The 24,624-nt window shown below is 73.3% G+C and carries 22 protein-coding genes; 9 read left to right on the plus strand and 13 right to left on the minus strand.

All coding sequences use genetic code 11. The features are described 5' to 3' along the window. Positions 1-22: 22 nt before the first annotated feature. The 5 genes from IE180_RS23410 to IE180_RS23430 all read left to right on the plus strand — a co-directional run bounded on the left by IE180_RS23410 (position 23) and on the right by IE180_RS23430 (position 6,370). Positions 23-1,777, plus strand: a complete 1,755-nt coding sequence (locus IE180_RS23410) for a dolichyl-phosphate-mannose--protein mannosyltransferase (RefSeq protein ID WP_373302813.1) — start codon at positions 23-25, stop codon at positions 1,775-1,777. Positions 1,778-1,905: 128 nt separating this feature from the next. Next, positions 1,906-3,246 (plus strand): PLL family lectin, encoded by a 1,341-nt coding sequence (locus IE180_RS23415; protein ID WP_190158902.1) that lies wholly within the window; start codon positions 1,906-1,908, stop codon positions 3,244-3,246. Positions 3,247-3,342: 96 nt separating this feature from the next. Continuing rightward, a complete protein-coding gene (locus IE180_RS23420; RefSeq protein WP_190158903.1) occupies positions 3,343-4,986 on the plus strand; it encodes a penicillin-binding transpeptidase domain-containing protein in 1,644 nt (547 codons plus the stop codon). Between the two features lie 53 nt (positions 4,987-5,039). Beyond that, entirely contained in the window at positions 5,040-5,528 is a 489-nt protein-coding gene (locus IE180_RS23425; protein ID WP_190158904.1) for a YbaK/EbsC family protein, read from the plus strand. Continuing rightward, positions 5,525-6,370, plus strand: a complete 846-nt coding sequence (locus IE180_RS23430; RefSeq protein WP_190158905.1) for an EamA family transporter — start codon at positions 5,525-5,527, stop codon at positions 6,368-6,370. The genes IE180_RS23425 and IE180_RS23430 overlap by 4 nt, the downstream gene beginning before the upstream one ends. Before the next feature lie 114 nt (positions 6,371-6,484). Here IE180_RS23430 and IE180_RS23435 read toward each other — a convergent pair whose 3' ends face one another. Next, positions 6,485-7,270, minus strand: coding sequence for an SDR family NAD(P)-dependent oxidoreductase (locus IE180_RS23435; protein WP_190158906.1), 786 nt, complete (start codon positions 7,268-7,270; stop codon positions 6,485-6,487). A 95-nt stretch (positions 7,271-7,365) separates the two neighbouring features. Between IE180_RS23435 and IE180_RS23440 the strand changes: the two genes are divergently transcribed. Continuing rightward, the gene (locus tag IE180_RS23440; RefSeq protein ID WP_190158907.1) at positions 7,366-7,983 is read left to right on the plus strand and encodes a LysE family translocator; all 618 of its coding nucleotides are present in this window, start codon (positions 7,366-7,368) and stop codon (positions 7,981-7,983) included. 28 nt (positions 7,984-8,011) lie between these two features. On the opposite strand, the gene IE180_RS23445 is transcribed toward IE180_RS23440, so the two are convergent. From IE180_RS23445 to IE180_RS23465, 5 genes are all read right to left on the minus strand, one after another. After that, positions 8,012-8,533, minus strand: a complete 522-nt coding sequence (locus IE180_RS23445) for a YbaK/EbsC family protein (RefSeq protein WP_229860783.1) — start codon at positions 8,531-8,533, stop codon at positions 8,012-8,014. Positions 8,534-8,585: 52 nt separating this feature from the next. Continuing rightward, positions 8,586-9,752, minus strand: coding sequence for a serine hydrolase domain-containing protein (locus IE180_RS23450; protein WP_229860795.1), 1,167 nt, complete (start codon positions 9,750-9,752; stop codon positions 8,586-8,588). A 324-nt stretch (positions 9,753-10,076) separates the two neighbouring features. Further along, positions 10,077-10,826 (minus strand): energy-coupling factor ABC transporter ATP-binding protein, encoded by a 750-nt coding sequence (locus IE180_RS23455; protein ID WP_190158909.1) that lies wholly within the window; start codon positions 10,824-10,826, stop codon positions 10,077-10,079. Further along, on the minus strand, positions 10,823-11,587 hold the full coding sequence (gene cbiQ / locus IE180_RS23460) for a cobalt ECF transporter T component CbiQ (protein WP_190158910.1): 765 nt from the start codon (positions 11,585-11,587) through the stop codon (positions 10,823-10,825). Before cbiQ ends, IE180_RS23455 begins: the two co-directional genes overlap by 4 nt. Position 11,588: 1 nt before the next feature. Then, positions 11,589-12,614 (minus strand): energy-coupling factor ABC transporter permease, encoded by a 1,026-nt coding sequence (locus IE180_RS23465; RefSeq protein ID WP_190158911.1) that lies wholly within the window; start codon positions 12,612-12,614, stop codon positions 11,589-11,591. Positions 12,615-12,781: 167 nt separating this feature from the next. On the opposite strand from IE180_RS23465, the gene IE180_RS23470 reads away from it, so the two are divergent. Then, entirely contained in the window at positions 12,782-13,144 is a 363-nt protein-coding gene (locus IE180_RS23470) for an SsgA family sporulation/cell division regulator (RefSeq protein ID WP_190158912.1), read from the plus strand. Between the two features lie 22 nt (positions 13,145-13,166). Here the strand turns inward: IE180_RS23470 and IE180_RS23475 are convergent, their stop codons facing one another. After that, on the minus strand, positions 13,167-15,362 hold the full coding sequence (locus tag IE180_RS23475) for an MMPL family transporter (RefSeq protein WP_190158913.1): 2,196 nt from the start codon (positions 15,360-15,362) through the stop codon (positions 13,167-13,169). 99 nt (positions 15,363-15,461) lie between these two features. Beyond that, complete coding sequence (locus tag IE180_RS23480) at positions 15,462-16,034, minus strand: TetR/AcrR family transcriptional regulator (RefSeq protein ID WP_190158914.1); 573 nt, start codon at positions 16,032-16,034, stop codon at positions 15,462-15,464. Between the two features lie 152 nt (positions 16,035-16,186). On the opposite strand from IE180_RS23480, the gene IE180_RS23485 reads away from it, so the two are divergent. After that, positions 16,187-19,513, plus strand: coding sequence for a S41 family peptidase (locus IE180_RS23485; protein WP_190158915.1), 3,327 nt, complete (start codon positions 16,187-16,189; stop codon positions 19,511-19,513). Here the strand turns inward: IE180_RS23485 and IE180_RS23490 are convergent. From IE180_RS23490 to IE180_RS23510, 5 genes are all read right to left on the minus strand, one after another. After that, entirely contained in the window at positions 19,429-19,983 is a 555-nt protein-coding gene (locus IE180_RS23490) for a GNAT family N-acetyltransferase (RefSeq protein WP_190158916.1), read from the minus strand. The two genes, IE180_RS23485 and IE180_RS23490, sit on opposite strands and share 85 nt — an antisense overlap. Before the next feature lie 135 nt (positions 19,984-20,118). Continuing rightward, positions 20,119-20,304: a hypothetical protein gene (locus IE180_RS23495; protein WP_190158917.1), complete on the minus strand. Its 186-nt coding sequence runs from the start codon at positions 20,302-20,304 to the stop codon at positions 20,119-20,121. Between the two features lie 110 nt (positions 20,305-20,414). Beyond that, the gene (locus IE180_RS23500; protein ID WP_190158918.1) at positions 20,415-21,305 is read right to left on the minus strand and encodes an SDR family oxidoreductase; all 891 of its coding nucleotides are present in this window, start codon (positions 21,303-21,305) and stop codon (positions 20,415-20,417) included. After that, entirely contained in the window at positions 21,302-22,225 is a 924-nt protein-coding gene (locus tag IE180_RS23505; protein WP_373302814.1) for an alpha/beta fold hydrolase, read from the minus strand. The genes IE180_RS23500 and IE180_RS23505 overlap by 4 nt, the downstream gene beginning before the upstream one ends. Further along, a complete protein-coding gene (locus tag IE180_RS23510) occupies positions 22,222-23,745 on the minus strand; it encodes a flavin-containing monooxygenase (protein WP_190158919.1) in 1,524 nt (507 codons plus the stop codon). The genes IE180_RS23505 and IE180_RS23510 overlap by 4 nt, the downstream gene beginning before the upstream one ends. Before the next feature lie 235 nt (positions 23,746-23,980). Here IE180_RS23510 and IE180_RS23515 point away from each other — a divergent pair, with 235 nt between their 5' ends. Next, entirely contained in the window at positions 23,981-24,610 is a 630-nt protein-coding gene (locus IE180_RS23515) for a MerR family transcriptional regulator (protein WP_190159000.1), read from the plus strand. Positions 24,611-24,624: the final 14 nt, after the last annotated feature.

Raw genomic sequence — 24,624 nt, forward strand, 5'->3', positions numbered from 1 at the left:
GCGCGTTCCCTACGATGGCGCGGTGACCAGTACCGCACCCGAGGCCCTGGAGGGCCAGCACCCCATGGCGGCGCCCGTGGCAGAGCCCTCTTCCTGGCAGCGGAGGCTGCGACGGTTCGGCTACGCGCCGCCGGCCCCGGACACCGCGCCCATCGGGCTGCGCGAGCGGCTCGTCCCCCCGTACACCCGGCCCTCCGCCCGGACGTGGTCGCTGCTCGGCATCGGCCCCGGGCCCGCCGAGCGGCTGTGGCGGCTCCTCGCCTGGGGCGGTCCGCTGCTGGTCACGGCGGTGGCGGGCCTGCTGCGGTTCTGGAACCTGGGCAAGCCGCACGCGGTGATATTCGACGAGACGTACTACGCCAAGGACTCCTGGGCCCTGATCAACCAGGGGTACGAGGGGGCCTGGCCGAAGGACATCGACAAGACGATCCTGAAGGACCCGGGCTCGGTCCTGATCCCGACCGACCCCGGGTACGTCGTCCACCCGCCGATGGGCAAATGGGTGATCGGCGTCGGCGAGAAGCTCTTCGGCTTCGAGCCCTTCGGCTGGCGCTTCATGGTGGCGCTCCTCGGCACGCTCTCCGTGCTGATGCTGTGCCGGATCGGCCGGCGCCTCTTCCGCTCGACGTTCCTCGGCTGTCTGGCGGGCCTGCTGCTCGCCGTCGACGGGCTGCACTTCGTGATGAGCCGCACCGCGCTGCTCGACCAGGTGCTGATGTTCTTCGTGCTCGCCGCCTTCGGCTGTCTCCTGCTCGACCGGGACCGGACGCGGGCGCGGCTCGCGGCGGCGCTGCCGGAGGACGAGGAGGGGGTGCTGCGGCCCGACGCGGAGGTCGCGGAGGCCCTGCGCCTGGGCTGGCGGCCGTGGCGGCTCGCGGCCGGCGTGTCCCTCGGCCTCGCGGCGGCGACCAAGTGGAACGGCCTGTACGTGATGGTCGGCTTCGGCCTGCTGACGGTGCTGTGGGACGTGGGCGCCCGGCGCACGGCGGGCGCGGTCCGCCCGTACGCCTCCGTGGTCAGGAAGGACCTGCTGCCGGCGTTCGTGTCGGTGGTGCCGGTGGCGATCGGGACGTACCTGGCGACCTGGACGGGCTGGCTGGTCAGCGACAAGGGCTACTTCCGCCACTGGGCCGAGGACCACGACAAGCAGGTCGGGGGCGGCACCTGGGGCTGGCTCCCGGACTGGCTGCGCAGTCTCTGGCACTACGAGTCCGAGGTGTACACCTTCCACGTCGGCCTCACCTCGCCGCACACCTACCAGTCGAACCCCTGGTCCTGGATCGTCCTCGGCCGCCCCGTCTCGTACTTCTACGAGTCCCCCGCCCCCGGCACGAAGGGCTGCCCGGCGACCGCGACGGAGAAGTGCGCCCAGGAGGTCCTGGCCCTCGGCACCCCGCTCCTCTGGTGGGCGGCCTGCTTCGCGATCCTGTACGTCCTGTGGCGCTGGGCCTTCCGCCGCGACTGGCGGGCGGGCGCGATCGCCTGCGGCGTCGCGGCCGGCTGGCTCCCCTGGTTCCTTTACCAGGAACGCACCATCTTCCTTTTCTACGCGGTCGTCTTCGTGCCTTTCCTGTGCCTGGCGGTGACCATGATGCTGGGCGCGCTCATCGGCCCCCGCGGTTCATCGGAAAGACGCCGCACATTCGGCGCGGTGGCGGCGGGATGTCTCGTCCTGCTCATCGTCTGGAATTTCATCTACTTCTGGCCCATCTATACCGGCACCCCCATTCCGCTGGACCAGTGGCGGGCCCGGATGTGGCTGGACACCTGGGTGTAGCCCGGCGTCCGGGTCCGAGTCCGGTACAACCTTCCGCGCCGCCACGGAGTCGAACGGGTGCACGGGGAAGCGCCACGGGCGCTTCCCGCAGCACCAGAGGCTCCGCAGCCGGGGCCCGGGAGGTTTTCGTGACACGTGTGCGTACGGCCGTGGTGGCGGCGGCGCTGGTCGCGGCGCTGGCGCCGGTGACGTTCGAGGGGCCGGCGGCGTTCGCCGCGTCCCCCGCGGCGGCGGTCGGAACGGCCGCCGAGGTCGGAACGGCCGCCGAGGCCGGGACGGTCGTCCAGGAGGGCGGCCGGCTGACCGTTCCGGCGGGCGAGGAAGGGCCGGTGACACTGCGGTTCACCGCCATGCTCCCGGCGGGCGTCCAGGGGCCGGTGACCGCCTCCTTCGAACTGGACACCTGGCTGGCGGAGGGCGAGGCGGGCAGCTCGCCGGTGAGCGAGGACGTGATCCGCTCCACCTGCGCGGTCAACGGCGTCCCGTACGGCGCGTGTGCGTGGCACATGCCCTACTTCCCGCCCGAGCTGCCGGACCCGCCCGTCCGCCCCTCCCTCGACCTTCCCGCGGTGCCGGCCGCCGAGACCCTCGCCTACGCCGTCACCCTGGACGCCGACCGGACCGCGGCCGTGCTGGGCCACCCGGACGCTCTCGTCCAGCTGAGGGACGGCACGGGCGCGACCGTGGCCAGGGGCACGCTCGGCCTCGACTTCGTCCCCGGGACGCCCCCCGCGGACCAGCGCGGCGCCCTGCACGCGCGGGACCGGGACGGCGTGCTGTGGCGGTACGAGGGCACGGGCGACGTCTCCCGGCCGTTCGCGACGCGCAAGCGGGTCGGCGGCGGCTGGAACGCCTACACCGCCGTCGTCCCGCTCACGAGCCCCACGGCCGACGGCCGGGGCGACGTCGTCGCCCGCGACAGGGCGGGGGTCCTCTGGTACTACCGGGGCACCGGCAAGCCCTCCGCGCCCTTCGCGCCGCGGCAGCGGGTCGGCGGCGGCTGGAACGTCTACACGGCCCTCGTCGGCGTCGGCGACGGCAGTCTGGCCGCCCGGGACAGGGACGGCGTGCTGTGGCGCTACAAGAAGGAGTACGGCACGCTGTACGGGCCGCGGCAGCGAGTGGGCGGCGGCTGGAACACGTACACCGCCCTGACCATGTCGGGCGCCCGCGACGGGGCTCTGGCCCGGGACGGGGACGGCGCGCTGTGGAAGTACGACTACCGGGGCTCCTATCCCTCCCCGCCCTTCCAGCAGCGCCGGCGCGTCGGCGGCGGGTGGAACACGTACACGGCGATCACGGGCACCGCCGAACTCGGACGTGACGAGAACCCCGACCTCGTCGCACGGGGCGGGGACGGCAGGCTCTGGCTCCACCAGGGCGTGCGCGACCCCCTGTCCGGCCTCGTCCCCGGCTCCTCCCGCTCCCTCGTCGGCGGCGGCTGGAACGTCTACGACCTGATGTTCTGAGCGGTCCGCGTCTGACAGATGTGGCGAAAGTTCCTCGACACGCCTCCACGGCCGCTGATTCACTCGTGGGTCCACCTGGGGAGGGGAGGCGCAGTCATGCGCAGCGGGGCCAAGGTCGCGATCGTCGGGGGCGTGTTCGCCGTCGTGGCGAGCGGCGTCGGATACGGGGGCTACAACCTCTGGAACGGGATCACGGGCGGCGGGACCTCCGTGGACGCCAAGGCCGGTGACGCGCCGAGGACGGGGCCGCTCGGCGCCGAGGAGGTCACGACGGCCGCGAAGGACTTCCTGGCGGCCTGGGCCGCCGGTGAGCCGGAACGGGCGGCCCAGCTGACGGACGACCCGGTCATGGCGGGCCCGGCGGTCGCCTCCTACCGGGAGGACGCGAAGGTCTCGAAAGCGGTCATCACCCCGGGGGCGGCCGTCGGGACGAGGGTGCCGTTCACCGTGAAGGCGACGGTCACCCACGAGGGCGTGTCCAAGGACTGGTCGTACGCCTCCGAACTGACCGTGGTGCGGGGGCGGACCACCGGCCGGCCGCTGGTGAAGTGGCGGCCGGCCGTGCTGCACCCGCGGCTGACGGCGGCGGGGACCCTGCGGACGGGCGTCGCGGGAACCCCGCCCGTGAAGGCCGTCGACCGGAACGGCGTGGAACTGACGGCGGAGAAGTACCCGTCGCTCGGGCCGGTCCTGGAGGAACTGCGCAGGCGGTACGGGGCGAAGGTCGACGGCACGGCCGGCGTCGAGACGTACGTCGACTCGGGCAGCGAGGCCGTCGCCGACACCACGCTCCTCGTCCTGTCGAAGGGAAAGCCGGGCAGGCTGAGGACGACGATCGACGCGGGGGTCCAGGCGGCGGCCGAGAAGGCGGTCAAGGGATTCGGCTCGGCCTCGGTGGCCGCGATCGAGCCGTCGACGGGGGCGATACGGGCGGTCGCCAACCATCCCGTCAAGGAGTTCAACACCGCGTTCATGGGGGCGCAGGCCCCCGGCTCGACGATGAAGATCGTCACGGCGACGATGATGATGCGGAACGGCCTGGCGACGCCCGACACCCCGGTCGAGTGTCCCCCCGACGTCCTGTCGAGGGGCAGGACCTTCCAGAACCTCGACAGGTTCGGCATCACCGGCGGCACCCTCACCGACGCCTTCAGCCGTTCCTGCAACACCGCCTTCATCAAGGCGATCACCAAGCTCAGCGACAAGGGCATCGCGGACACCGCCCTCGGCGCGACCGCCCGCGACTCCTTCGGCATCGGTCAGACGTGGAACATCGGCGTCCAGGCGGCGGACGGTTCCGTACCGGAGTCCGCGGGCGCCGAGACCCCCGCCTCGTACATCGGCCAGGGCAGGATCACGATGAGCGCCCTGAACGTCGCCTCGCTCTCCGCGACCGTGGAGAACGGCCGGTTCCTCCAGCCCTACCTGGTGGCGAAGGAGCTCGACGGCCGCGAGTTCGCCCGGGCCGAGCCGCTCCCCCGCGACGTCGCGAACGGGCTGCGCGCGATGATGAACGAGACGGCCACCAGCCGTCTCGGCACCGCGACGAAGGCGATGGCCGGGGTCCCCTCCCCGAAGGGCGCGAAGACCGGCTCGGCCGAACTCGACGACCAGGCCGTCTCCAACAGCTGGTTCACCGGCTACTCCGGCGACCTCGCGGCCGCGGCCGTCGTCCAGGCGGGCGGGCACGGCGGCGACGCGGCCGGCCCGGTGGTCGCGCAGGTGCTGAAGGCGAGGTGATCCTCGCGCGACCCGGTCGCGTGCCCCGTACACCGACCGCTAGCGTGCGGGCCATGACGACGTCACACGCCGATGCCCACCCCCGGTTCGCCGCCGCGCTCCGGGAGCTGGGGCTCGATGTCGAGATCCGGCGCTTCCCGGACGAGACCCGCACCGCGCGACAGGCCGCCGACGCCATCGGCTGCGAGGTCGCGGAGATCGTGAAGTCGCTGGTCTTCGCGGCCGACGGGGTACCGGTCCTCGTCCTGATGGACGGCGCGTCGCGGGTGGACGTGGAGCGGGTGCGGCAGGAGCTGGGCGCGGAGGAGGTGACCCGGGCGGACGCGAAGGCGGTCCGGGAGACCACGGGGTACGCGATCGGGGGCGTGCCGCCGTTCGGGCACCGGACCAGGACGCGGGTCCTCGCCGACCGGGGCGTCCTCGACCACCCGGTGGTGTGGGCGGCGGCGGGCACCCCGCACACGGTCTTCGCGATGGACCCGAAGGCGCTGGTCGCACATGCGGGCGGCACGCTGGTGGACGTCCGCGAGCCCTCCGCGTGACGCCGCTCGTCACGTTCGCGGTCCTCGTCGCGGCCGTCACGCACGCCGGCTGGAACGCGATCGCGCACGGCGTCAGGGACCAGTTGCTCTCGTTCACGCTGATCGCCGGCGGCGGGGCGCTGATCGGCGCGGTGACGGCCCTGTTCGCCCCGCTGCCGGCGGCGTGGCCGTACCTGATCGCCTCCGCGCTCCTCCACATCGGCTACTACGTCCTGCTGATGCGCTCGTTCACCCTCGGGGACTTCGGCCAGATGTATCCGATCGCACGCGGGACGGCCCCGCTGGTCGTGACCTTCCTCGCGGCGGTCTTCGTCCACGAGGTGCCGGACGGGCGGCAGTTGCTCGGGGTGGCGGTGGCCTGCGCGGGCCTGACGGGCCTCGCCCTGTGGGGCATCCGCGGCAAGGACGCCCGCCCGCACTGGCCCGCGCTGCTCGCGGCGGGCGCGACGGGCCTGGCGATCGCCCTCTACACGGTCGTGGACGGCGTCGGCGTCCGCGCCTCCGGCACCCCGCTCGGCTACATCGCGTGGCTGATGATCCTGGAGGGCCTGGCGATCCCGGCGTACGCCCTCTGGACCCGCCGCGCGGCGCTCCTCCCCCAACTCCGCCCGTACGCGGCCCGGGGCCTGCTCGGCGCGGCCCTCTCGGTGGCGGCGTACGCCCTCGTCCTGTGGGCCCAGACGAAGGCCCCGCTGGCCCCGATCGCCGCCCTGCGCGAGTCCTCCATCATCGTGGGCGCGGCCATCGGCGCCCTCTTCTTCAAGGAACGCTTCGGCGCCCCGAGGGTCGCGGCGGCGGGCCTGATGGTGGTGGGGATCGGCCTGATGCTGCACGCGGGGTGAGCCCCGCAGGGGGCTGCCGACGACGTCGGCCGTCGGCCCCCGTACCGGTCAGAGGACCTCGCACGAGGCCCGGAAGAGGTCCGTCCGGCCCGGCCGGCAGGGCGCCCCCCGGGGTCACCGCTCGCCCAGCACCTCCCCGAAGTGGGTGTTCACCGCCAGCAGGCCGCCGTCGACGCGGAGGGTCGTGCCCGTGATCCAGGAGGCGTCGGTGGAGGCCAGGAAGGCCACCGCCGCCGCCACGTCCTCCGGGGTGCCGACGCGGCCCAGGGGGTAGACGCGGGTGGCCAGGGCCGTGAGGTCGGTTTCCCGGCCCGCCCAGGCCGGGGTCGCGATCGTGCCCGGGACGACCTGGTTGACCCGCACCCCGCGCGGCGCCGCGTCGCCCGCCAGGGTGCGGGTGAAGGAGGCCAGGGCCGCCTTCGCCGCGCTGTACGCGTGGCCGCCGAAGTCCGCCTCCGCGTTGACCGAGCCGATCGTGACGATCGCCCCGCGCCCGCCGGCCGCCGCGAGGTGCGGCATGGCCGCCCGGGCGCAGCGGACGGCGCCCATGAACGTGACGTCGTGCTGGACGGCCCAGGTCTCGTCCGGCTCGTCCTCGAAGCGGTCGCGGTCGGGGGTGACGGGCCCGAGCGCGTTGTTGACGAGGACGTCGAGGCGGCCGAAGGTCCTCACCGCGTACGAGACGGCCGTTTCCACCGAGGCCCGGTCCGCCACGTCGCAGCGCAGCGCCTCCGCCCCCGGGAGCGCCGTCGCGGTCGCCCGCGCCGCCTCCTCGTCGATGTCGGTGACGAGGACCCGCGCGCCCTCCTCCGCGAGCCGCCGGGCGGTGGCGGCTCCGATGCCGCGCCCCGCGCCCGTGACCAGTGCCGCACATCCCCGGAAACGCTCTCTGAGGTCCATGGGCCGATCCCAGCATCCCGGAAAACCCTCCCGCAACGACCCCGTGATCACCTGACGTCGCAAGTCCGGTGTCACCTGAACGAGAAGACGGGAAAATGGGTCAGCTCATCGCCGTGGCGGTCATCACCGTCCTGGCCGTCATCAGCCCCGGCGCGGACTTCGCCATGACCGTCCGCAACAGCTATCTGTACGGGCGGACGGCGGGCGTCCTCGCGGCCGTCGGGATCTCCCTCGGCGTGCTCGTCCACGTCGCGTACACGATGCTGGGCGTGGGCCTGCTCGTGTCCCGTACGCCGGCGCTGTTCACGGCGATGAAGCTGATCGGCGCCGCGTACCTGGTGTACATCGGGTACAGGACCTTCGTCACCGAGTCCCGGGTGGACGTGGACCTTTCGGACGACGCCGGGATGGCGAAGGCCGGGGCGCTGCGCACCGGGTTCCTGACCAACGCGCTCAATCCGAAGACGATGCTCTTCGTGCTGAGCACGTACACGCAGGTCGTCAGCGCCGACACCCCGGTCCTCCAGCAGGCCGGCTACGGCCTGTTCATGTCGTTCGCCCACCTGGTGTGGTTCGGAATCGCCGCCGTCCTCTTCTCCCGCTCCGCCCTGCGGACGCGGCTGTTGCGGCGGCAGGGCGTGCTCAACAAGGTCATCGGGACCGTGCTCGTCGGACTCGGGGCGGCACTGGCGCTGACGCCCGCCGTGGCCTGAGGCCGTCCGGCGGGGGACGCGCCCGCCGTCAGTCCGTGGAGACCCGCTCGACGCGCGGTTCCGCGATCGAGCGGTAGTCCTCGGCCGAGAGGGCGAGCGAGCGGTCGAGCCGGGCCGCGTTGAAGTAGAGCTCCTCGTGCGCCAGGAGGTCCGGGTCGACGAACAGGTCGAGCCGTTCGTCGAAGGCGAAGGGGAGGATGGTGCCGCTCGGGGAGCCCGCGAGTTCCTCGGCGATCTCCGGGGAGGCGAAGGAGACGTACGTGCCGCCGTACAGCGCCTTCACCGCCGCGAGGTCGATGCGCCGGTCACCGGGGACGACGACCAGCGCGAACCGCTTCTCCTTCTTGCCGATCTTCACCATCGCGATGATGCACTTGGCGGCCTGCGCGAGGTCGTGGCCGCGGAGCGCGCTGACCGCCTCGGTGGCGCCCTCGGGGGCGTGCTCGATGACCCGGTAGGAGGCCCCCCGCTCGTCGAGGAGGGCGAGCAGCTTCCCGTACGTGTCGTTCGTGGGGTTCATCGTGTCGGTCGTGGAGTCCACCGTCGTCATGCGTCCGCTCCCCTGCAACTGGTCCGTTCCTCCGGTGCCTCGACCCTACGCGTCAGAGCGCCGCCGTCTTCACCGCGCGCACCAGCGCCTGGGCGCGCGGGTCGGCCGTGACCGTCTTGCGCATGCCGTTGGTGACGTATCCGAAGGCGATCCCCGAGTCCGGGTCGGCGAAGCCGAGGGAGCCGCCGCGGCCGGGGTGGCCGAAGGAGGACGGGCCGAGGAGCGGGGAGGCCGGGCCGTGCAGCATGTGGCCGAGGCCGAAGCGCGTGCCGACGAGGAGGACCCGGTCCGGGCCCGCCGACTCCTCCGCGCGGGCGAGGGCGAGCGTCTCCGGGGCGAAGAGGCGCCCGGCGCCGTCGACGGGGCCGAGGGCGGCCGCGTAGAAGCGGGAGAGGGCGCGGGCGGTGGCGACACCGGCCGAGCCGGGGAGTTCGGCGGCCCGGTAGACGGGGTCGTTCTCGTCGGGCTTGGGGTCGATGACCCCGAAGGCGCGGCGGGTGAGGGAGTCCGGGTCCTGGTAGGCCTCGGCGACGGAGCGCTTGGGGCGGACCTTGAGCGCGCCGCCGCCCGGCGGGTCGATCTCCTCGACGGGGCCGAGCCGGCCGACGCGGTGGGCCTCGGCGTCGGGCAGGCCGATCCACAGGTCGAGGCCGAGGGGGCCGGTGATCTCGTCGGCGACCCAGCGGCCGATGGTGCGGCCGGTGACCCGGTGGACCAGGCCGGAGAGGAGCCAGCTGAAGGTGTGGGCGTGGTAGCCGTGGGCGGTGCCGGGCTCCCAGACGGGCGCCTGGGCGGCCATCGCCCCGGTCGCGGTCTCCAGGTCGACCGCCTCGGCGAGGCTGAGGGGCCGGTCGAGGACGGGTACCCCGGCCCGGTGGGCGAGGAGCTGCCGTACGGTCACCCGGTCCTTGCCGTGGGCCTTGAAGCCGGGCCAGTACGTGGCGACGGGGGCGTCCAGGTCGAGCAGTCCGCGCTGGTGCAGCAGCAGGGGGACGGCGGCGGCGACGCCCTTGGTGGCCGAGCGGACGACCTGGGCGGTGTCGGCGGTCCAGGGGGCCGAGCCGTCGACGTCGCGGGTGCCCGCCCACAGGTCGACGACCTTCTCGCCGTCGCGGTGGACCGTGACGGCCGCGCCGCGCTCGCCCCGCTGCTCGAAGTTGCGCAGGAACGCGTCCCTGACGGGCTCCCAGCCCGCCGCCACCGTGCCCTGGACGTCCACCTGACCCACACTCTCTTCCGTACGACCGGATCCCATGGTGCAACGCGAGGGGGGACGGCCGGATTCCGGGGTCGGGTGGGCGCCCGGGACGGTCGGGCGAGGTGGATCGTGAAGCGCCGCACGTCCGGGGCGATCGTCTCGGCGTGGACCGAGCGGACGACGGTCCGGTCGCCCCGGGCGGGGGCGCCGCCGGGGTTCACGGGGAAGTCGGACCGCTGTGCGAGCCGGCCGATGAGGGTGGTGACCCGGTCCTCACCTCGGTTCCGCCCCCGCGCGGAGCGCCTCGGCACGACCCACCGGCAGGACCGGCCGGTCGGAGCAGAGTCAGGCCACGGAACTCGGCACGAAGCCGAACGGCAGCTCCAGGCGGTGCCGGGCCATCAGCTCCTCGTCGGCGAGGATCCCGGCGGTCGGTCCGTCGGCGGCGATGACGCCCTCGCTGAGGATCACCGAGCGCGGGCAGAGTTCCAGGGCGTACGGCAGGTCGTGGGTGACCATCAGGACGGTGACGTCGAGCGTCCGGAGGATGTCGGCGAGCTCGCGGCGCGAGGCCGGGTCCAGGTTGGAGGACGGCTCGTCGAGGACGAGGATCTCGGGCTCCATGGCGAGGACGGTCGCGACGGCGACCCTGCGGCGCTGCCCGAAGGAGAGGTGGTGCGGGGGCCGGTCGGCGTACTCGGCCATGCCGACCCGGTCGAGGGCCTTGCGGACGACGGCGTCGAGTTCGGCGCCCCGGACACCGGCGGCGGCCGGGCCGAAGGTGACGTCCTCGCGGACGGTCGGCATGAACAGCTGGTCGTCGGGGTCCTGGAAGACGATGCCGACCTTGCGGCGGATCTCGGCCATGTGCTTCTTGCCGACGGGCAGCCCGGCGACGGTGACGGTGCCCGCGCCGCCGGTGAGGATGCCGTTGAGGTGGAGGACGAGGGTGGTCTTGCCGGCGCCGTTGGGGCCGAGGAGGGCGACCCGTTCGCCGCGCCCCACGGTCAGGTCCACGCCGAAGAGGGCCTGGTGGCCGTCGGGGTAGGCGTACGCGAGGCCGGAGACGGCGAGGGAGGGAGGTGGGGTGGTCATGCGGTCGTCCGTCCGAGGAGGCAGATCAGGAGTGCGGAGAGCGGCAGGGCGGCGGCGTACGCCCACTGGGCGCGGGTGGCGGTCGCCTCGTCGATGACCGGCATGGTGCCGGTGTAGCCGCGGCTGACCATGGCGAGGTGGACGCGTTCGCCGCGCTCGTACGAGCGGATGAAGAGCGCGCCGGCGGACTTGGCGAGGACGCCCCAGTGGCGGACGCCCTTCGCCTCGAAGCCGCGCGAGCGGCGGGCGACGGACATGCGGCGCATCTCGTCGGTGATGACGTCGCCGTACCGGATCATGAACGAGGCGATCTGGACGAGCAGCGGCGGCAGCTTGAGGCGCTGGAGGCCGAGGACCAGGGCCCGCAGTTCGGTGGTGGAGGCGAGGAGCACGGAGGCGGCGACGCCGAGGGTGCCCTTGGCGAGGACGTTCCATGCGCCCCACAGTCCGGGGACGCTCAGCGGGAGGCCGAGGACCTCCGTCCGCTCTCCGGGGACCACGAAGGGCATGAGCAGCGCGAAGGCGACGAACGGGATCTCGATGAGCAGCCGCTTGAGGAGGAACCCGGCCGGGATCCGGGCCTTCGCCGCGACGGCCGCGAGGAGCGCGGCGTAGAGGGCGAAGGCCCAGACGGCCTCGCGGGGCGTCGAGACGACGACCACGACGAAGCCGAGGACGGCCGCGAGCTTGGTGTGCGGGGGCAGTCCGTGCACGGGCGAGTGCCCGTGCCGGTAGAGCTTGTGCGCGTGCCCCGCTCCCACGTCAGGCCTCCAAGGCGGCGGTCCTGCGGCGGCGTACGCCCCAGAAGGCGCCGGTGCCGACGGCGAGGGTGGCGCCGACGCCGATCGCGCCGGCGAGGCCGCCGGAGAGGCGGGGGGCCTCGATGCCCTGGACGCCGTAGTCGGCGAGCGGGGAGTCCGCGGCGGCGTGCTCCTCGACGTTCTTGTCGATGCCCTGGTCGGCGGCGACCTTCTCCAGGCCGTCGGGGCTGGCGGAGGCGTAGAAGGAGACGAAGCCGGCGAGGACGAGGGCGGTGACGACGCCGCCGATCCACAGCTTCTTCGGGGAGCCGCCGGCCGCCGGGGCGGCGGCGGGGGCGGCGTCGACGAGTTCGCCGTCGACGCGGAGCTTGAGCGGCGCGGTCAGTCCGCGGGCGCCGTACACCAGGTCGGGGCGGACGGCGACGACGGCGCCGACGGTCAGCATGGTGATGACGGCCTCGCCGACGCCGATGAGGACGTGCACGCCGACCATGGCCGTGAGGACCTTGGGGACGGGGACGTCGGTGGTGCCGCCGATGGCGTAGATGAGGGTGAAGGCGGCGGCCGCGGCCGGTACGGAGACGAGCGCGGCGGCGAACGAGGCCACGGTCACCGAGCGGCGGGTGCGCGGCAGGAGGAGGACCAGGCCGCGGAAGAGGGCGTAGGCGACGACGACGGTGACGACGCCCATGACCGTGATGTTCACGCCGAGGGCGGTGAGGCCGCCGTCGGCGAAGAGGATGCCCTGCATGAGCAGGACGACGGCGATGCACAGGACGCCGGTCCAGGGCCCGACGAGGATCGCGGCGAGCGCCCCGCCGAGGAGGTGGCCGCTGGTGCCGGCCGCGACGGGGAAGTTCAGCATCTGCACGGCGAAGATGAAGGCCGCGACGAGGCCGGCGAGGGGCGCGGTCCGCTCGTCCAGCTCGCGGCGGGCTCCGCGCAGGCCGGCGGCGACGGCGCCGGCGGCGACGACACCGGCGGCGACCGATACGGGGGCGTTGATGAATCCGTCAGGTACATGCACGTTCGAAATGATAGAGCGCTCTTGCGAAGAGCTTGCAAGAGCGCATGGGTCACAGAACCCCGGCGCGTGACCCCGCGCACACCTCCCTCCCCGTACGCATGCACCGCGCACCGGTAGGGAAGGAGTGGGACATTGGTAGACAAGAGGACAAAAGGTGAGGAGTCACCATGGCCGCCGTAAACGAACACGTGATCGACGACCATGCCAAGGGGCGGATCATCAACGACGCCCCCCTCTCCCGCCCCGTCCCCGTGGTCCTGCGCTACGACCCCGACCACTCCCCCGGAACCGTCCGCTTCGTCTTCCCGGGCGCCGTCGAGTGGTCCTTCCCCCGCGCCGTCCTGGAGACGGGGATGCGCACCCCGACCCGCCGCGGCGACATCGGCGTCTGGCCGTGCGGCCGGGTGCAGACGGTCGTCGAACTCCACCGGGACGACGGGGTCACGGTCGTGCAGTTCGACACCACCGCCCTGCTGCGCTTCCTCAAGCACACGTACGCCGCCGGCACGTCGTCGATGACGACGCACTGACGGCGTACGGAGCGCGGGGGCGTCAGACCTTCACGAGGTCCGGCCTCGCGACGCCGGGCCCGTCCTCGGGGCGGGCGAGGCCCTCGCCCTCCACGTCCACGTTCGGCAGGACCCGGTCCAGCCACCTCGGCAGCCACCAGGCCTTGCGGCCGAGGAGCGCGAGGACGGCCGGAACGATCGCCATGCGGACCACGAAGGCGTCGAAGAGGACGGCGGCGGCCAGGCCGAAGCCGATCATCTTGACCATCTGGTCGTCCATGCCGATGAAGCCGGAGAAGACCGCGATCATGATCACCGCGGCGGCGGTGACCACCCGGGCGCTGTGCCGGAAGCCGGTCACGATCGCCTCGCCGGGCCGCTGGCCGTGCACGTACGCCTCGCGCATCCGGGTGACGAGGAAGACCTCGTAGTCCATCGCGAGGCCGAAGACCACGCCCACCATGAAGATCGGCATCATCGACATGATCGGGCCGGTCTGCTCGACGCCGAAGAGACCGCCGAGCCAGCCCCACTGGAAGACCGCGACGACCGCGCCGAGGGCCGCGACCACCGAGAGCAGGAAGCCGAGGGCCGCCTTCAGGGGGACGAGGACCGAGCGGAAGACGAGGGTCAGGAGCACGAAGGCGAGGCCGACGACGAGCGCCAGGTACGGCACGAGCGCGTCGTTCATCTTCTGCGAGAAGTCGATGTTCATCGCGGTGGCGCCGGTGACGAGGACGTCGTCGCCGGTGGCGTCGCGGATGTCGTGGACCAGGTCCTCGGTGGCCGCCGAGGACGGCCGGTCCTTCGGGACCACGGTGATCATCGCGGCGTCGCCGGCCTTGTTGGGCGTCGCCGGGGTGACCGCCGCCCAGCCGCCGAGGCCCTTGATCGTGGAGACCGTCCGGTCGGCGGTCGCCCTGTCGCCGTCCACGACGACGAGCAGCGGGCCGTTGAAGCCGGGGCCGAAGCCGTCGGACAGCGCGTCGTACGCCCGGCGCTCGGTGGTGGAGGTGGGCTTCACGCCGTCGTCCGGCAGGCCCATCTCCAGGGAGGCGGCGGGCACGGCGATCGCGCCGAGGCCGAGGACGCCGACGATCAGCACCATCAGCGGGCGACGGATGACGAAGCGGGCCCAGCGGGTGCCGCCGTTGGGCTTGCCGCCCGCCCCGGCGGCGGCCTCGCCGCCCTGTGCGCCCCCGCCGCCCCTCGCGCCCTTGCGCTGCTTGCGGCTGACGACCTTGTCGCCCGCGAAGCCGAGCAGGGCGGGGATGAGGGTGAGCGCGATGAGGACCGCGATCACGACCGTGCCGGCGGCGGCGAAGCCCATCTTCGTCAGCATCGGGATGTTGACGACGGCCAGGCCCACCAGGGCGATGACGACGGTGAGTCCGGCGAAGACGACGGCGGAGCCGGCGGTGCCGACCGCGCGCCCGGCGGCGTCCTCCTTCGTACGGCCCTCGGCGAGCTCCGCGCGGTAGCGGGAGACGATGAAGAGGGCGTAGTCGATGCCGACGGCGAGGCCGATCATCGACGCGAGCGTGGAGGTGGTGGTGCCGAGGTCCAGGGCCTCGGCGAGTGCGGTGATCGACGAGACGCCGATGCCGACGCCGATGACCGCCGTGAGCAGCGGGAGCCCGGCCGCGACCAGCGAGCCGAAGGTGACGACGAGCACGATGCCCGCGAGGACGATGCCGATGGCCTCGCTCGCGCCCTGCTCCGGCATGGTCTGGAGGGCGTCGCCGCCGACCTCGACGGTCAGCCCCTTGCCCTGGGCGTTCAGTCCGGCCCGGGTCAGCGCCTCGCGCGTCCCGTCGGTCAGCTCCATGGCGTTGACCTTGTAGGAGACCGAGACGTAGGCGGTGGAGCCGTTCTGGGAGACGGCGTGCGCGGTGTACGGGTCGGTGACCTGGACGATCTGGTCCGAGCCGGACCTGAGCGCGGCGACGGTCTCCTCGACGACGGCCTTGTGGGCCGGGTCGGTCATCTTCTCGCCCTCGGGGGCCTTGAAGACGACGCGGGCGGTGGCTCCGTCGGCTCCGGCGCCCGGGAAGCGTTCTTCGAGCAGGTCGAAGGCGCGCTGGGCCTCGGTGCCGGGTATGGAGAAGGAGCTGGAGGTCGCGGTGGGCGCGGTGGCGGCACCGACGCCGGCGAGCGCGAGGAGCGCCACCCAGAGGAGGGCGACGAGCCGTCGGCGCCGGAAGGCGGTGCGGCCCAGCTTGTAGAGGAACGTGGCCACGGGGGCGTACTCCCGGTGTGGGGTGGGACAGGGCATGGGGAGCCGGCCCGACGGCGTGAGCGGTTCGTCGTCAGGGGGAGCGAACGGGGTCGCGTGGGGTCAGACGCCGAGTGAGGGGAGCACGACGGCGTCGACGTAGGCGCTGAGGAACGCGCGGTCGACCGGCTGATCGTCGATCAGCGGCCGGGCGACGAACGCGCCGATCAGCATGTGCGGGACGAGCTTCAGCGCCGGGTTGCCGGCGTCGATCTCCCCCCTGCGGACCGCCCTGCGCAGCACTTCGTCGAGGCCGTTCATCTCGGGTTCGATGAGCAGCTCGCGCAGCGCCCGGTGCAGGTCGGGGTTGGTGTGGACGGCATGGGCCAGGCCCCGCATCAGCGCGGAGTCCTTCTCCATCTGGCAGTCGTCGGTCCTCGCCATGAGCTCGTGGAAGTCGCCGCGCAGGGAGCCGGTGTCGATCTCGGAGAGGTCGGCCGGCTTGTTCGCGCGCAGCGCCCGGGCGACCAGCTCGGGCTTGCTCCCCCACTGGCGGTAGAGGGTGGCCTTGCTGGAGTGGGTGCGGGCGGCGACGGCGTCCATGGTGAGGGCGTCGTAGCCGACCTCGCGGAGGAGGTCGAGCACGGCCGCGTACAGCTCGGACTCACGTTCGGGGGTGAGTCTGCTGCGGGCCATGCGAACCTCCGGACCGAACGAAACGGTTTCGTACAGTACGAAGGTACCCCCGCCCCCTGCGAAACGAAACCGTTTCGCACGTGTCCTGGACCACACCGGGACGAACCGCCGTACGAGTTGCCTCACCCCCTCGGCGCGGAAAGCATGGGGAGGTGAGTGACGACGTCGCGTATCTCCGTTTCCCGCACCTCCACGACGACCTGCTGTGCTTCGCCGCCGAGGACGACCTGTGGATCGCCCCGCTCGTCCCCGAGGGCCACCGCCCCGGCCGGGCCTGGCGCCTCACCGTCGACCGGACCCGGGTCGGCCACCCGCGCTTCTCGCCGGACGGACGGCACATCGCGTACACGAACTGGCGCAGCCTCGACCCCGAGATCCACCTCGTCCCCATAGACGGCGGGACCGCCCGGCGCCTCACCCACTGGGGCTCCACCGACACCCGGGTCTGCGGCTGGACGCCCCCCGACAAGGACGGCCGCTCCGACATCCTCGCCGTCTCCTCGCACGGGCAGCCCTTCTCGTACTACTCCTGGGCCTACACCGTCCCCACCGACGGCTCCCCCGGCCTCCGCCAGCCCTGGGGCCCCGTCTCGGACATCGCCCTCACCGACGACCCCGCCGTCTGCGGCGCCGGCGCCGAGCGCCGCACCCTCCTCCTCACCGGCAAGCCGCCGCACGAACCGGCCTCCTGGAAGCGCTACCTGGGCGGCGCCACCGGCCGCCTCTGGCTCCACGGAGAACGGCTGCTGCCCGACATCGGCGGCCACCTCGACGCCCCCATGGTCGTCGACGGCCGGATCGCCTTCCTCTCCGACCACGAGGGCATCGGCAACCTCTACTCCTGCCTGCCCGACGGCACCGACCTGCGCCGCCACACCGACCACGACGACTTCTACGCCCGGCACGCCTCCAGCGACGGACACCGGGTCGTCTACCAGTGCGCGGGCGAACTGTGGATCGTCGACGCCCTCACCGCCGACTCCCACCCCCGCAAGCTGGAGGTGCGGCTCGGCGGCCAGCGCGTCGGCCGCCGCTCCTACCAGGTGCCGGCCGCCCACCACGTCGACTCCGTCTCCGTCGACGAGACCGGACGGGCCTCCGCCGTCTCCGTGCGCGGCAGCCTCTACTGGCTCACCCACCGCGACGGCCCCGCCCGCACCATCGTCGACACCCCCGGCGTCCGCGTCCGGCTCCCCGAGATGCTCGGCAGCGGCGGCCAGGTCGCGTACGTCACCGACGCCGAGGGCGAGGACGCCGTCGAGATCGCCTACCTGCCGCGCGCCAGCGGCGACCGGCCGCCCCGCAGGCTCGCCTCGGGCGACCTCGGCCGGGTCGAGGAACTCGTCTCCGACCCCGACGGCGAGCGGCTCGCCCTCGCCTCCCACGACGGCCGCCTCCTCCTCCTGGACGCGACCGAGGACTCCAACGGCGAGGTCACCGAACTCATCAGGTCCGTCAACGGCCCCGTCCGCGACCTCGCCTTCTCCCCCGACGGCGACTGGCTGACCTGGTCCCACCCGGGCATCGGCCGCTCCCTGCGCTCCATCAAGATGGCCCGGATCTCCGGCCCCGGCCCCCGCACCGTCGTCGACGTCACCAACGGGCGCTTCGAGGACGAGAACCCGGTCTTCACCCGCGACGGCCGTTACCTCGCCTTCCTCTCCTGGCGCGGCTTCGACCCGGTGTACGACGTGCACACCGGCGACCTGTCCTTCCCGCTCGGCTGCCGCCCCTACCTCGTCCCGCTCTCCTCCGCCACGCCCTCCCCCTTCGCGCTCCTCCCCGACGGGCGCCCGGCGGCCGGCGGCCTCGACCCCGCCGACGACGACGCCGAGACCGCCGACGGCACGGTCACCGTGGAGATCGAGGGCCTTCCCGACCGGGTCACGCCCTTCCCGGTCGCCGCCTCCAAGTACTCGGCGCTGCACCCCGTCAGCGGCGGCGGCCTGGTCTGGCTGCGCTGGCCCATCTCGGGCGCGCTCGGCGAGACCTTCGCCAACCCCGCCGACACCTCCGGCAAGCCCACCCTGGAGCACTTCTCCATCACCAAGGCCCGCAGGAGCGAACTCGCCAAGGACCTCGACTGGTTCGCGGTCAGCGGCGACGGCACCCGGCTCGTCGTCGCCGACGAGGGCGAACTGCGGGCCGTGCCCGCCACGGAGCCGGGCGACGGCGACTCCACCGTCTACCTGGACCTGCGGCGCATCCTGCACGAGATCGACCCCGGCGCCGAATGGCGGCAGGCCTTCGACGAGGCCGGCCGGATCGTCCGCGCCTACTTCTGGGAGCCCGACATGGGCGGGGTCGACTGGACGGCCGTCCTCGACCAGTACCGGCCCCTCGTCGAACGGGTCGCGTCCCCGGACGAGTTCGCCGACCTGCTCCGCGAGGTGATGGGCGAACTCGGCACCTCGCACGCGTACGTCACCCCCGCCCGCCGCAACGAGGGACCACCGCACTACCAGCGGCCCATGGGCCTCCTCGGCGCCAACCTCGTCCCCCGGGAAGCCGGCTGGACGGTCAAGCGCATCCTGCCCGGCGAGTCCTCCGACTCCAAGGCCCGCTCCCCGCTCGCCGGCACCGGCATCCGCGAGGGCGCCGTCCTCACCCACGTCGACGGCCGGCCCGTCGACCCGGTCACCGGCCCCTACCCGCTGCTCTCCGGCACCGGCGGCACCACCGTCGAGCTCACCTTCACCCCCGAGGGCGAAGGCCGCGCCCGCCGCGTCGCCGTCGTCCCGCTCATCGACGAGCGCCCCCTGCGCTACCAGGACTGGGTCGCCAAACGCCGTGCGGTCGTCCGCGAGGTCAGCGGCGGCCGCTGCGGCTACCTCCACATCCCCGACATGGGCGGATCCGGCTGGGCCCAGTTCAACCGAGACCTGCGCATGGAGGTCTCCCGGCCCGCCCTCATCGTCGACGTCCGCGGCAACGCCGGCGGCAACATCAGCGAACTCGTCATCGAGAAGCTGACCCGCCGGATCCTCGGCTGGGACCTCACCCGGAACGCCCAGCCCGTCAGTTACGCCTCCAACGCCCCGCGCGGCCCCGTCGTCGCCCTCGCCGACGAGGCCACCTCCTCCGACGGCGACATGATCACCGCGGCCTTCAAACTCCTCGGTCTCGGCCCCGTCGTCGGACAGCGCACCTGGGGCGGGGTCGTCGGCATGACCGGCCGCCACCGGCTCGGCGACGGCACCCAGATCACGGTGCCGATGAACGCGGCCTGGTTCCCCGAGTACGGCTGGTCCCTGGAGAACCACGGCGTCGAACCCGACCTCGCGATCCTCCGCACCCCCCTCGACTGGGCCGAGGGCCGGCACGCCCAGCTCGACGACGCGGTCCACGTCGCCCTCGCCCTCCTGGACGAGACCCCGGCGGCGAGCCCCCCGGGCTACGAGTCCCTCCCGGACCGCTCCCGCCCGAAACTGCCGCCGAGGCCGGGTTCCCAGGAGACCAGCGCCAGGTCCAGCTCATAGGCGGTGCCCGGTTCGCCGCCGTCGAGGGTCACGCTCCCGACGGCCCCGAAGCCGGCCCGGGCGAGCACGGCCCTCGACGCGTCGTTGCCCAGGGCCACGAAGGCGGTCAGCCGGCTGAGCCCGTACTCCTCGACGGCCAGCCGGCACACCTCCCGCACCCCCCGGGTGGCGATCCCCCGCCCGGTCGCCTTCTCGGCGAGCCGGAAGCCGAGTCCGGCGCTGCCCGCGCCGGCGTCCACGTCGACCAGGTTGACCCGCCCGACTATCTCCCCGCCCTCCGCGACGAGCACGTGGAAGCGGACCTCACCCGCCTCCTGCGCCTCGATCAGCTCCCGGTGCCTGTCGTCGAACTCCTCGAAGTACGCGTCGCCCCGGTCGGGCACCCGCGCGGCGAAGAACCCCCGGTTCTCCCGCTCGAAGGCGAGCAGCGCGGGCGCGTGGTCGGGTCGGAGTCGCTCAAGTACGGCCATGGCCGCCACCGTACGAAGATCCGGTGGGGAACGCGCGGGAGTTACGCGACGAGGTCCGACCACGGGCACGCGCCTCCGCACGCGCGAAGGCGCACCCGGTGTCCCGGGTGCGCCTCCTTCAAGGACGGGCCGGCGTCAGGCGCCGCGCTCCTGGTCCATGTCGAGGTCCATGCGGTCCTGGACCCCCTGCCGGGCGCGGCGGGTCTCCTCGTCGGAGCGCTCGCGGCCCTGCTTGGCGCGCTGGGACGCTTCGTCCTTCGCGCCCTGCAGCTTCTGCTTCGCCTGCTGGGCCTTGCCCTGCATCTCGTCCTTGATGCCCATGCGGATTCACTCCCAAGCGGTGTGAGGGGTGCCGGGGGCGGGGTGCCCCTCCGGCCTCGACCAGCCTCGCACGAGCGAACATTCCACGCATTTCGATCAGTTACGGAGAGCTACCGCGCGGAGGAGCCCTCCGCCCGCGCCTGCTCGTCGGCCGCCCCGCCCGCCCCCACCAGCCCCTTGGAGACCGAGCCCAGGCGCGGCTCGAAGCGCCGCATCTCCCGCTGCCCCACCGCGGCGATCAGCCCCGGCAGATGGCCGCGGACCGACTGCATCCCGCGCAGCCACCACTGGGCGTACACATGGGCCGAGCGCCGCTCGATGCCCGCCACGATCCGGTCGACGGCCGGGCCCAGGGGGTACGTGCGGTTCGAGGGCCACGGCAGCCGCTGCCGCAGCTCCTTCATCACGTCGTCCCGGTCCGCGCCCCGCACCATGTCCGTGTCGGTCCAGGACAGATAGCCGACGCCGACCTTGACGCCCTTGTACGCGACCTCGGCGCGCAGACTGTGCGCGAAGGCCTCGACGCCCGACTTCGAGGCGCAGTACGCCGTCATCATCGGGGCGGGCGTGATCGCGGCGAGCGAGGCGATCTGGAGGAAGTACCCGCGCGACTCCATGAGGACGGGCAGGAACGCACGGCCGGTGACGGCGCCGCCGATGAGGTTGACCTCGATGACCCGCCGCCAGGCGACCGGGTCGGAGTCGACGAACGGACCGCCCGCCGCCACACCGGCGTTGGCGACGACGACGTCGACCTTTCCGAACCGCTCCTTCACCTCCGCCGCGACCCGGGCCATCGCCTCGTGGTCGGTGACGTCGGCGTGCCACCAGTCGGCCTCCGTGTGCAGCCGCCCGGCGACCTCCTTGAGCTGCTCCGGCTCCAGGCCGACGAGCGCGATCTTCGCGCCGCGCGCCGAGAGCTTGCGGGCGAGGAGCTCCCCGACCCCCCGGGCCCCGCCGGTGACGACCGCGACCTGCCCTTCCAGGCTCACCCTGCTCATGCCCCTGCCTCCTCGTTCTCCTTGACGCCCAGGTACGTCAGGGTCAGTTCGCGGATCTGCGCGGTGACGGCCTCCGGGGCCTCCACCGGAGTCATGTGGCCCATGCCGGCCAGCTCGACGAACCCCGTGCAGTGCGGCAGCGCCTCCGCCATCGCACGGGAGTGGACGGCCGGCGTGAGCCGGTCGGCGGTGCCGACGAGCACGGCCACCGGCACCCGGAGCTCCCGCAGCCCCGCCTCCAGGTCGAGCCCGGCCAGGACCTGCGACCAGCCGTACCGGGCGCCGCGCGGGCAGGCGTGCACGATCCGCGCGCAGGCCTCGACCCGTTCGGGTGCCGAACCCGGCCCCATCGTCGCGTACTTCAGGACCTTCTTCGACACGGCGTTGACCGGTCCGAGCGGCGCCTTCGCGCCGAGGACGGCCGCCGTCAGCCGGCTCCGCAGCCCGCCGGGCCGCAGCGGTACGACGGTGGCCTCGGCGGTCAGCCGCGAGGGCCCCGTGGAGCAGAGCAGGACGGCGGCGGCGTGCTGCCGGAAGCCGGGCCGCCCGGCGGCCGCCATGACCGTCATGCCGCCCATGGAGTGGCCGGCCAGGACGGCCCGCTCGCCGGGGCCGAGGGTGGCCGCGAGCACCGCCTCCAGGTCGTCGGCGAGCGCCGTCGTCGAGTAGCCCGCGCCGCCGGTCGCGGCGGGCGCCGGGGACCGGCCGTGGCCGCGCTGGTCGTAGGCGATGACCCGGTGGTCGGCGGCGAGGGACCGTATCTGCTCGGCCCAGAAGGCGATCGAGCAGGTCCAGCCGTGGGACAGGACCACGGCGGGCGCGCCCTCGGGGCCGTACACCTCGACGTGGATCGGGGAGCCGTCGGCGGAGACGGCGGTGAGCGTGCGGGACTCGGGCAGCGGGGTCAGGTGCCGGCTCACTGGGCGGTCTCCTTCTTCTTCGGGGTGCGGCGTTCCGCGGGCGCGGTCCGGGGGGCGCGGATCACCTCGTACTCGGAGAGGTCGACCTGCCGGGTCTCGCGCCGGAACTCGGCCGTGGTGCCCGGCCACAGGGTCGTGTTGCGGCCGTTGGCGTCGAGGTACCAGCTGTCGCAGCCGCCGGCCTTCCACACGGTCCGCTCCATCCGGGACTGGACCTTGCGGTTCCAGGCGTTCACGGCGGAGGGGCGGACGGCGAGGGCGGCGCGGCCGCCGAGGACGTTCAACTGGCGGAGGTAGTCGGCCATGTAGTTCAGCTGGGACTCGATCATGAGGATCATGGAGGAGTTCCCGAGGCCGGTGTTCGGCCCGATGATCATCATCAGGTTGGGGAAGCCCCCCGCGGTGGCCCCGCGCAGCACCTGGACCCCGTCCTTCCAGGACTCGGCCAGGGTGTGCCCCTCGGCGCCGATGACGCGCTCGGCGATCGGGATCTCGGTGACGTGGAACCCCGTGCCGAAGACGATCGCGTCGACCTCGGCCTCGGTGCCGTCGGCGGCGACCGCGGTCGAACCGCGGACCTCGCGGAGGCCGGAGGCGACGACGTCGACGTTCGGTCGGGTGAGCGCCGGATAGTACGTGTTGGACAGCAGGATCCGCTTGCAGCCGATGCGGTACGAGGGCGTCAGCCTGGCCCGCAGCTCCGGGTCCTTGACGGACCGGGCGATGTTGGCCTTGGCGAGCCTCTCGACCAGGCCCAGCTCGCCCGGGTGCTTGGTGAAGGCGCCGACCTGGAGTTCGCGGATGCCCCAGAGGACGCCCCGGCGCAGGGTCGCCGTGACCGGGAGCGCCCGGTGCAGCCGGCGCTCGACGCCGCTGATCGCGCGGTCCATGCGGGGCATGACCCACGGGGGCGTGCGCTGGAAGAGGGTGAGCCTCCCGACCTCGCGCTGGATCTCGGGCACGATCTGGATGGCGGAGGCACCGGTGCCGACCATGGCGACGCGCTTGCCGCGCAGGTCGTAGTCGTGGTCCCAGCGGGCCGAGTGGAAGACCTTGCCGGGGAAGTCGGCGAGCCCCGGGACGTCGGGGATCTTGGGGTCGGAGAGCGGCCCGGCGGCGGAGACGAGGACCTCGGCGCTGAAGGTGCCGCCGCTGGTCTCGATCTCCCAGCGCAGCGCCTCCGCGTCCCACCGCGCCTCCAGCACCTCGTGGTTCAGCCGGAGGTGCGGCCGGATCCCGAAGGTGTCGGTGACGTGTTCCAGGTAGGCGCGGATGTGGCGCTGTCCGGAGAAGGTCCGGGGCCAGTCCGGGTTGGGCGCGAAGGAGAAGGAGTAGAGGTGGGAGGGGACGTCGCAGGCGCAGCCGGGGTAGCTGTTGTCGCGCCAGGCGCCGCCCACGGAGTCGGCCCGCTCCAGGACGACGAAGTCGGTGATCCCCTCGCGGCGCAGCCGGACGGCGGCCCCGATGCCGCCGAACCCCGATCCGATCACCGCCACCCGTACGTGCTCGTGCTTCGCCATGCCGCCTCCCGTGCGCCCGGCCAAGATTCCGCCAGCAATCACTGGCACAGTCGGGACTGTAGAGCAGCTCCCTACCGAGCGGTAGGGGTACGACGAGGGAAAGTTACCGGCGGTACAACATAGGCTTGCGGCTGTGGCAGAAGGATCACGTCCCGAGACGGGCGCACAGGACGACCCGCGCGAGGCGGCGAACGACGGCGCGGGCGACGGCGCGACCGCGCCCCGCGAGTACCGCATGGACGAACTCGCCGCCGCCGCCGGCATCACCGTGCGGACCCTGCGCTTCTACCGCGAGCGGGGCCTGATCCCGCCGCCCCGCCGCGAGGGCCGGATCGCCTGGTACGACGACGACCACCTGGCCCGGCTGCGCACCATCGCCGCCCTCCTGGAGCGCGGCCACACCCTCAACGGCATCGCCGACCTCACCACCGCCTTCGAGAGCGGCCGGAACGTCCGCGAGGTCCTCGCCCTCCCCGCCCCCTCCGAGGAGGAACCGGTCCGCCTCACCCCCGAGGAACTCGCCGACCACTTCGCCGGCGAGGTCACCGCCGAGAACCTCGCCGCCGCCCTCGACCTCGGCTACCTCGTCACCGACGGCGAGGAGATCATCCACATCAGCCGCCGGCTGCTCGACGTCTCCGCCGCCCTGGTCCGGGAGGGCGTCCCGCTCGCCGAGGTCCTCAAGGCGGGCGCCCGCGTCCGCGAGCACGCCGACGCCCTCGCCGCGCTCTTCACCGAACTCCTGCGCGCCCACACGGCCGAGGACGACCTGGGCAGGCTGCGCCCGCTCGCCAAGAGCGTGGTGGAGGCCGAACTGTCGATGGCGCTCGACCGGCGGCTGAACCCCGGGAAACCGGGCTCATGATCGCCTGACGGGTT

Origin of the sequence: Streptomyces litmocidini, from assembly GCF_014649755.1 — a bacterium.
In the GTDB taxonomy this organism is placed as follows: Bacteria; Actinomycetota; Actinomycetes; order Streptomycetales; family Streptomycetaceae; genus Streptomyces; species Streptomyces litmocidini.